Origin of the sequence: Catenulispora sp. GAS73 (assembly GCF_041262085.1) — a bacterium.
GTDB lineage: Bacteria > Actinomycetota > Actinomycetes > Streptomycetales > Catenulisporaceae > Catenulispora.
In genome coordinates this window covers 1-2046 of record NZ_JBGCCM010000090.1, presented here as the reverse complement: position 1 = coordinate 2046, position 2046 = coordinate 1, and the positions used below count along the sequence as shown (strand labels likewise).

Genomic DNA, 2046 nt, shown 5'->3' with positions numbered 1-2046 from the left:
GAAGTATTCCGAGCCCTCATGGCGCACTCACCAGCCCCAACGCCCTACCGCGAACCAGCCACCACCACCGCTTGACATCAATAGGAGCATCGGAAGCAGACCGGTCCGGTGGTATCAAGTCGGATCACACGCTGCTGTGGTGCGGTTTCGTGCGACTTGACACCACCGGCCCGGTGATTCTGCTGGCGAAGTCGGGTCAGGGTTTTGTGGTAATGCCGTGGGTCTGGCAGAGGTGGTGGATGCGGGTTGGGGGTCGGGGTGCTGGTCGGCGGGTGGTGTAGTGGTTGCCGAGGCGTTGGATGTTGATGGCGATGGCGCAGGCGGTGTTTTGGACGTGGGTTTTGGCTAGGCCCCGGTAGCGGGCGTGGCGTAGGTCTGGGCCGCGGACGGCTTGGGAGATGGTGCCTTCGATGCCGGCGCGTTTGCGGTATCGGATGTGCCAGTCGTCGGCGTGTGCGGCGGTGATGGCGGCGGTGCGGGCTTGGTAGAGGGGTTCGGGGTGGACCCGGACCCGCCGGGCGTTGGGGACTTGGGAGTTCATGCACTGGTGGCGCAGGAGGCAGGGGGTGCAGTCTTTGCGGGAGAAGTTGAACATGATCAGGCCGCGTTTCTCCCAGGTGGAGGAGATGCTCACGGCCCCGGCAGGGCAGGTGGCGGTGCCGGCGGCGTGGTCGATGGTGAAGTCTGCTGGGCCGAAGGTGGCCACGCGGGCGTTGCGTCCGGTGCGTGGTAGCGGTGTGATCACGGTGGTGCCGCGGGCGGCGGCGCCGGCCAGGGCGGCGGCGGAGGGATAGGCCGAATCGATCAGGTGGGTGCCGGGGGTCAGACCGCGGTGGGTGAGTCTGTCGCCGATGACGGCGGTGGCGGTGGCGTCGGGGTCGGTGGCTGCCTGGGTGTGCACGTCGATGACCAGGTGCGGCAGGTCGTCGTCGCAGGTTTCGGTCAGGTGTGCCTTAGATCCGGTCCAGGTGATCTCGCCGTCGTTTTTGCTGCTGAACCGGGCTTGGGGGTCATAGGGGGATTGCGACCGCCGGGCTGAGGGTGGCAGATCGGCCGGCTCTGCAAGCCGCATCCCGCCGTTGGGGCCGGGCCGGTACTGCTGGGCCCATAGCAGGCGCAGGTAGGCCACCTGCGGTAAGGCGTTCATCCAGCCGGCCGAGCGGTCAGCATCGATCCGGGCCAGCAGCGCCGCCCCATCCGCGCCGATCTGCTCGGCCAACTTCTCGGCCGTGGTCTTGCCCCGGCCCCGGCCGATCAGCCTGCCGGTCTCCACCTTGCGGCCGTAACGCAGATCCCAGCCCGGATCCAGCAGCGGCACGATCCACTCCGGCCAGATCCCGGCGATCTCCTCCAACGCCGCCCGCAACGCCTCCCCGACATGCTCCACCCGGTTCAAAACCCGCACCGCGGCAAGCACATGCGTGGAATCGGTACGCGCGGCCTGCCCGGCCCGGATCAGCCCGGCGGCCTTCAACCGGTCCAGCACCGCCTCCAGCAGAGCATCGGCCCGGCCGGGCTCGGCCAGCCGGTCCCGGAACTCACTGAGCACCGAGGCATCAAAGCCGGACGCATCCAACTCCAGGCCCAGCGCATACGTCCAGGAGATCCGGTCGGCCACCGCCGCCACCGCCTCCCGATCCGAGAGATGGTGCAGGAACTGCAACACCGTCACCATCGCCAGCAACGCCGGCGACAACCCTGGCTGCCCACGCTCCGGGAACATCCCGGCAAACCGGCCGGCGGTGAAGTCCTCATCGGCGAACAACGGCCCCAACGTATCCCGCACCCGCATCTCGTCAGTGCCTTTCGGATGCACCTTCCACGCCAACTCGGCCGTCGCAACCGGCACCTCACCAGGAGAAACAGGACGCAGCATCACCACTCCAACCACACGACGACCCGGCCACCCCACCCTGCCACAACATCAACCCACGAATTCGCCAGCAGAATCGCCCGGTCAGCTTGGCTACGCCCGCCGACGCGACGGGGAACCCGGGACAACCCCGGCCTGTGGTGTGGACACGGTCCACCCGGGTGCGCCACGTG

General features: G+C 68.1%; 1 protein-coding gene. It reads right to left on the bottom strand.

Annotated features, from left to right (window positions below):
* Positions 1 to 196 precede the first annotated feature (196 nt).
* The gene (locus tag ABH935_RS50800) at positions 197 to 1849 is read right to left on the bottom strand and encodes an IS1182 family transposase (protein WP_370385232.1); all 1653 of its coding nucleotides are present in this window, start codon (positions 1847 to 1849) and stop codon (positions 197 to 199) included.
* Positions 1850 to 2046 lie beyond the last annotated feature (197 nt).